Source organism: Streptomyces sp. NPDC056061 (genome assembly GCF_042266885.1).
Classification (GTDB): domain Bacteria; phylum Actinomycetota; class Actinomycetes; order Streptomycetales; family Streptomycetaceae; genus Streptomyces.
This window is the reverse complement of record NZ_JBHJWQ010000068.1, coordinates 1-7309: the sequence shown is the minus strand read 5'-3', so window position 1 is coordinate 7309 and position 7309 is coordinate 1. Positions and strand designations below refer to the sequence as shown.

Annotated in this window: 1 protein-coding gene; it reads right to left on the bottom strand. The window is 71.1% G+C overall.

Annotated features, from left to right (window positions below):
- Window positions 1-7309: type I polyketide synthase (locus ACFC79_RS37890; RefSeq protein WP_376249787.1), on the bottom strand; the 7309-nt coding region annotated here is incomplete at both ends.

The window sequence follows — 7309 nt, the reverse complement described above, 5'->3', positions numbered from 1 at the left end:
CCTCAACACCACCCACACACTCACGCAACCGCTCGGCATACCCGACACGATCACCCCCCGCACCCAACTCCACACAACACACCTCAGCACCACGCCCGGCAAGCGCCCCCATCACCTCACCGGACCACTCACCCTCCCCCTCCGGAACAACAACCAACCACACACCATCCAACCGCGCCCCCGAACCCACCGACACCGGCTTCCACGACACCTGATAACGCCAACCGTCCACCGTCGAACGCGCGCGCTGCTGCCGCCGCCACGCCGACAGGGCCGGGAGCAGCGTCCCCAACGCACCGTCGTCGTCGATCTCCAGCGTCTCCGCCAGGGAGCCGAGGTCCTCCTGTTCCACGGCCTCCCAGAAACGGGCGTCCGTCGAATCCTTCTGGTCCTCGGCGGCGGGGGTGCCACCGGTGCGGATGTCCAGCCAGTAGCGCTGCCGCTGGAACGCGTACGTCGGCAGGTCCACCTGCCGCGCGCCGGTCCCGGCGAAGAACGCCTCCCAGTCGGGCACGACACCGCGCACCTGGAGCCCGGCGAGCGCGGCGGTCAGGGTCTCCGCCTCGGATCGGCCGGCCCGCAGTGCCGGTACGAAGGCAGAGCTCTCGCCGGTGACGCACTCCTGCCCCATCGCCGAGAGCACGCCGTCCGGGCCCAGTTCGACGAACGTCGTCACACCCTGCGCCTCCAGCGCACGGATGCCGTCGACGAAACGAACCGCCTCGCGGACGTGCCGCACCCAGAAGTCCGGGCCGGTGATCTCCTCGGCGGACACGACCGCGCCCGTCAGGTTCGACACGATCGGAATGCGCGGCGCCTCGTACGTCAGCGTCTCCGCGACCTCACGGAAGGCATCCAACATGCCGTCCATGCGCGGCGAGTGGAAGGCATGGCTGACCGTCAGGCGCTTGGTCTTGCGGCCCTGCGCCTCGAAACCGGCAGCGATCGCTTCGGCGGCGTCCTCGTCGCCCGCGATCACGACCGACTGCGGACCGTTCAGCGCGGCGATGCTCACACCCTCGACCAGCAGCGGCAGCACCTCGTCCTCCGACGCCTGCACCGCGATCATCGCGCCGCCCGCCGGGAGTTCCTCCATCAGACGGCCACGGGCCGCCACCAGCTTCGCCGCATCCGCCAGGGACAGCACGCCGGAGACATGCGCGGCAGCCAGCTCACCGATCGAGTGCCCGGACAGGAAGTCCGGACGCAGACCCCACGCCTCGACCAGACGGAACAACGCCACCTCGACCGCGAACAACGCGGGCTGGGTGAAGCCCGTCCGACCGATCAATCCGGAATCATCGCCGAACAGCACGCTCTTGAGCGGACGCTCCAGGTGCCGGTCCAGCTCGTCGCAGACCGCGTCCAGCGCCTGTGCGAAGACGGGGAACGTCTCGTACAACTCACGTCCCATGCCCAGCCGCTGGCTGCCCTGCCCCGTGAACAGGAACGCCGACTTGCCACCGGCCACCGAGCCCCGCACCACGCTCGTGGTCGGCTCGTCGGCGGCCAGGGCCGCCAGGGCGCGGAGGAACCCGTCGCGGTCCCGGGCCACCAGGACCGCACGGTCCTCGAAGGCCGCGCGACCGGTCGCCAACGAGTAGCCGGTGTCGACGCAGTCGAGGTCGTCGGTGGAGAGAACGTGGTCGCGGAGCCTGCGGGCCTGGTCGCGCAGGGCGTCCTGGCCCACGGCCGAGAGCGGCCACGGGACGAACGGCGGTACCGAATCCGGCTCGGTGCCGACCGTCTGCTCCACGGGAGCCTGCTCGATGATCGTGTGCGCGTTGGTACCGCTGATGCCGAAGGAGGACACCGCGGCGCGGCGCGGGCGGCCGGTCTCCGGCCAGTCGACGGCCTCGGTCAGCAACTCGACCGCGCCCGCCTCCCAGTCGATCTTCGACGAGGGTTCGTCGACGTGCAGGGTCTTCGGCAGTACGCCGTGGCGCATCGCCATGATCATCTTGATGATGCCCGCGACGCCGGCCGCGGCCTGCGTGTGACCGATGTTCGACTTGATGGAGCCCAGCAGCAGGGGCTGGTCCGCGGACTTCTCCCGGCCGTAGGTGGCCAGCAGCGCCTGCGCCTCGATCGGGTCGCCCAGCGTGGTTCCCGTGCCGTGCGCCTCGACCGCGTCCACCTCGGACGCCTTCAGACCGGCGCCGGCCAGCGCCGCGCGGATCACCCGCTGCTGCGCCGGACCGTTCGGCGCGGTCAGGCCGTTGCTCGCACCGTCCTGGTTCACCGCCGTACCACGCACGACCGCCAGCACCGGGTGGCCGTTCCTCCGGGCGTCCGAGAGTCGCTCGACCAGCATCATGCCCGCGCCCTCGGCCCAGCCCGTACCGTCGGCCGACTCGGCGAAGGACCTGCAACGGCCATCGGTGGACAGCCCGCGCTGGCGGCTGAAGTCGACGAAGGTCTCCGGGGTCGCCATCACGGCGACACCGCCGGCCAGGGCAAGTTCGCATTCACCGTTGCGCAGGGCCTGGATCGCCCAGTGCAGCGCGACCAGCGAGGACGAGCACGCGGTGTCGATGGTGACCGCCGGGCCCTCCAGGCCGAAGGTGTACGCCACCCGGCCGGAGGCGATGCTGCCCGCGTTGCCGGTGCCGATGTAGCCCTCGACACCGTCCGGAATGCCATCCGTACCGGTGACGTAGTCGTGGTACATGACCCCCGCGAACACACCGGTCCTGCTGCCCCGGACGGTCGCCGGGTCGATGCCCGCCCGCTCGAACGCCTCCCACGAGGTCTCCAGCAGCAACCGCTGCTGCGGATCCATGGCGAGCGCCTCACGCGGCGAGATCCCGAAGAACGCCGGATCGAAGTCGGCGACGTCGTGCAGGAAGCCGCCCTCGCGGGTGTAACTGGTTCCCACGTGGTCCGGGTCCGGGTGGTAGAGCGCGTCCAGGTCCCAGCCGCGGTCGACCGGGAATCCGGAGACACCGTCCCCTCCGGTGGCGACGAGACGCCACAGGTCCTCCGGCGAACGCACCCCACCGGGGAAGCGGCATCCCATGCCGACGATCACGATCGGGTCGTCATCCGTCGACGCGAGTGCCGGGCCGACGACGGCCGGCGCGATCTCGGTCCCCTCGGCCCCGAGCAGCTCGTCCCGCAGATGTCCCGCCAGGGCGGTGGGCGTCGGGTAGTCGAAGACCAGCGTGGCGGGAAGGCGCAGTCCCGTGACCGTCCTGAGGTCGTTGCGCAGTTCGACGGCGGTGAGCGAGTCGAAGCCCAGCTCCTTGAACGCCCGTGCCGCGTCCACGGCGTCCGGCCCGGCGTAGCCGAGCACACCGGCGACGCGGTCGCACACCAGCTCCAGGAGCGCCGCTTCCCGTTCGGCCTGCGTGGCCAGTGCGCGCAGACGTTGGGCCAGCGAGGAACCGTCGGTGGCCGCGGCCACCGCCGCGCGGCGGACCGGCACGCGTATCAGTCCGCGCAGCAACGCCGGCACGGTGCCGGTCGCGGTGGCCTCGGCACGCAGCCCCGCATGGTCGAGCCGCATCGGGAACAGCACGGTGCCGCCGTCCGCCTGCGCGGCGTCGAAGAGCGCGAGGCCCTCTTCGGCGGTCATCGGGGCGACGCCACCGCGCGCGATGCGCCGCAGGTCCGTCTCGTCCAGGTCGGCGGCCATCCCGGAACCGGCCCACAGCCCCCAGGCCAGCGCACCGGCCGGAAGCCCGTGGGCGGCACGGCGCTGGGCCAGAGCCTCCAGGAACGCGTTGGCAGCCGCATAGGCGCCCTGCCCCGGCGCACCGAACGCGGCGGCGGCACCGGAGAACATCACGAACGCGGACAGGTCGAGGTCGCGGGTCAGCTCGTCCAGGTTCAGCGCGGCGTCGACCTTGGGCCGCAGCACCCGTTCGACCCGTTCGGGGGTGAGCGAGTCGATGATGCCGTCGTCCAGCACACCGGCCGTATGCACCACCGCCGTCAACGGATGCTCCGCCGGAACCGCAGCCAGCACACCGGCCAACGCATCCCGATCGGCCACATCACACGCCGCCCACGTCACCGACGCACCCAAACCACCCAACTCCGCCGCCAGCTCCGCAGCGCCCTCCGCCGCACCACCCCGACGACTCACCAACAACACATTCCGCACACCACACTCGGACACCAGATAACGAGAGAACAACCCACCCAACTGGCCACTCGCACCCGTGACCAACACCGTCCCCTCCACACCCCACACAGCACGCCCAGCACCCTCACCCACCGGCACCCTCCCCAACCGCGGGGCCAGCGCCACGCCGTCGCGCAGTGCCAGTTCCGGTTCGTCCGTGGCGAGCGCGGCAAGCATCTTGCGGCAGGAGGCCGTCCGTCCGTCCGTGTCGAGCAGTGTCAGCCGACCGGGGTTCTCCGACTGCGCGGAACGGAACAATCCACGCGCGGCGGCGCTGGGCAGATCCGCGATGCCTGCTCCGACCTCCGTCTCCACCGACTCGCGCGTCAGCAGGACCAGCCGCGACTCGGCGAGCCTCTCGTCGGCCAGGCAGGACTGAAGCAGTTCGAGCATGCCCAGCGTGGCGGCGTGGGTGGCTGCCGCCTCGGCCGCGGCGCCATCGCCGCTGCCGTCGATGCCGTCGATGCCGTCGCTTCCACCGATGAATACGGTGTGAGGTACGGGCGTACCGGCCTCGACGGCCGCACGCAGCTCCGTGAAGTCGCGGTACGCGGTCGGCCCGGCATCGGCCCCGAACGCCTCGTCCAGCACGGTGGATTCGGCCGTGTCGAGGCCCAGAACGGCCCACTCACCGGTCGCGGCACCCGTGGCGGGCACCGGAACAGCGGTCCACTCCAGACGGAACAGCGACTCGTGCAGCCCACTGCGCGCGGCCCGCACCTGCTCGGCGGAGGCCGGACGCAGCGCCACCGAATCGACCGTGGCGACGGGTGCCCCGGTGCCGTCCGCCACCAGCAGCGACACGGCGTGTTCCGACTGTTCGGTCACCCGCACACGGAGCACACCGGCGCCGGCGGCCAGCAGCTGCACACCGTTCCATGCGAAGGGCAGCAGCGCACCCTCGGCCGGCGCGGCTTCGCGGTCCGGGGCATCCAGGCCGATGACGTGCAGGCAGGCATCGAGCAGCGCAGGGTGCAGACCGAACCGGTCGGCCTCGGCGCCGCGTACGCCCGGCACCTGTTCGGCGTTGGGCAGCAGAACTTCGGCGAAGAGGTCGTTCCCCAACCGCCAGGCGCCCGCGAGCCCCTGGAAGACCGGGCCGTAGCCCAGTCCCGCTCCGGCCAGTTCCTCGTAGAGGCCGTCGACGGGGATGGCAGCAGCGCCTTGCGGCGGCCACACGGTGAGGTCGCCGGGAATCCCCTGAACGGTGGCGGCCAACACACCGTTGGCATGCCGGGTCCACGGCTCGGCCGCGAGCGCGTCCTGTCGGCGGGAGTGCAGGCTGAAGGAGCGACGTCCCGACTCGTCCGGCCCGTCCACGACGAGCTGGACCTGCACCGCGCCCCGCTCCGGCAGCACCAGCGGCGCCTCCAGCGTCAGCTCGTCAAGGCGCTCGCAGCCGACCTGGCCGCCCGCGTGCAGTGCCAATTCGACGAAGGCCGTCCCGGGCAGCAGCACCGTGTCCATGACGGCGTGGTCCTCCAGCCACGGATGGGTGCGGGTCGCCAGCAGACCGGTGAACAGGAAGCCGTCCGCGTCCGCCAGCGGTACCGCCGCGCCCAACAGCGGGTGCTCCGCGCCGCCGAGCCCGATCGACTCGGGGTCGCCGGAGGCGGGGGTGGCAGCAGGCCAGAAACGCTGCTGCTGGAACGGATACGTCGGCAGCGCCGCAGGCTCGACCCGCTGTGCGCCGGTGCCGGAGTAGTACGCGGACCAGTCCGGGGCCACACCCCGGACATACAGCCGGGCCAGCGCATCGGTCAGCGTCTCGGCCTCCGACCGGCCCTTGCGCAGCACCGGCGCGAAGGCCGTGCCCTCACCGGAGACACACTCCTGCCCCATCGCCGAGAGCACCCCATCCGGGCCCAACTCGACAAACGTCGCCACACCCTGCGCCTCCAGCGCACGCATGCCGTCGACGAAGCGAACCGCCTCACGGACATGCCGCACCCAGAACTCCGCGGTGGCGATCTCCTCGCCGGAGACCAGGTCCCCGGTCAGGTTCGACACGATCGGAATACGCGGCGCCTCGAACGCGACGCTCTCCGCGACCTCACGGAACGCATCCAGCATCCCGTCCATGCACGGAGAGTGGAACGCATGACTGACCGTCAGCCGCTTGGTCTTGCGGCCCTGCGCCTCGAAACCGGCAGCGATCGCGACAGCGGCGTCCTCGTCGCCCGCGATCACGACCGACTGCGGACCGTTCAGCGCGGCAATGCTCACACCCTCGGTCAGCAGCGGCAGCACCTCGTCCTCGGACGCCTGCACCGCCACCATCGCACCACCGGCGGGCAGCTCCTCCATCAGCCGCCCACGCGCAGCAACCAGCTTCGCCGCATCCGCCAGCGACAACACACCCGCCACATGCGCGGCGGCCAGCTCACCGATGGAGTGCCCGGACAGGAAGTCCGGCCGCAGACCCCACGCCTCCACCAGACGGAACAACGCCACCTCAACCGCGAACAACGCAGGCTGCGTGAACCCCGTCCGACCGATCAACTCGGCGTCATCACCGAACACAACCTCACGCAACGGACGGTCCAAATACACGTCCAGGTGCGCACACACCGCATCCAGCGCATCCGCGAACACCGGGAACACGTCATACAACTCACGCCCCATACCCAGCCGCTGACTCCCCTGCCCCGTGAACAGGAACGCCGTCCGGCCCTCCACCACCGAACCCTCGACCAGACCCGAAACACCCCGCCCGGACGCCAACCCCTCCAGAGCAGCAAGCAACCCATCACGATCGGCCGCAGTCAGCACCGCACGCCGCTCCAACGCGGCACGCCCGACGGCGAGCGAATGGGCGAGATCGAGCAGTTCGGTCTCGGGCCGCTGCACGAGGTGCGAGCGCAGACGCACAGCCTGCTCCGCCAATGCCTCGGTTCCCTTGGCCGACAGCACGAACGGCAGCAGGGTAACGGCGCGTGCAGCGACCGGCGCGGTCGTGTCGTCGTCCTTGGCGGCCTCCTCAATCGGGGCCTGCTCGATGATGGTGTGGGCGTTGGTGCCGCTGATACCGAAGGCGGAGACGCCCGCCCGGCGGGGGTGCCCGGTCTCCGGCCACTGCACCGAATCGGTCAGCAGCGAGACGGCGCCCGTCGACCAGTCGACGTGCGGGGTCGGCTCGTCGACGTGGAGCGTCTGCGGGAGCACCCCGTGCTGGAGCGC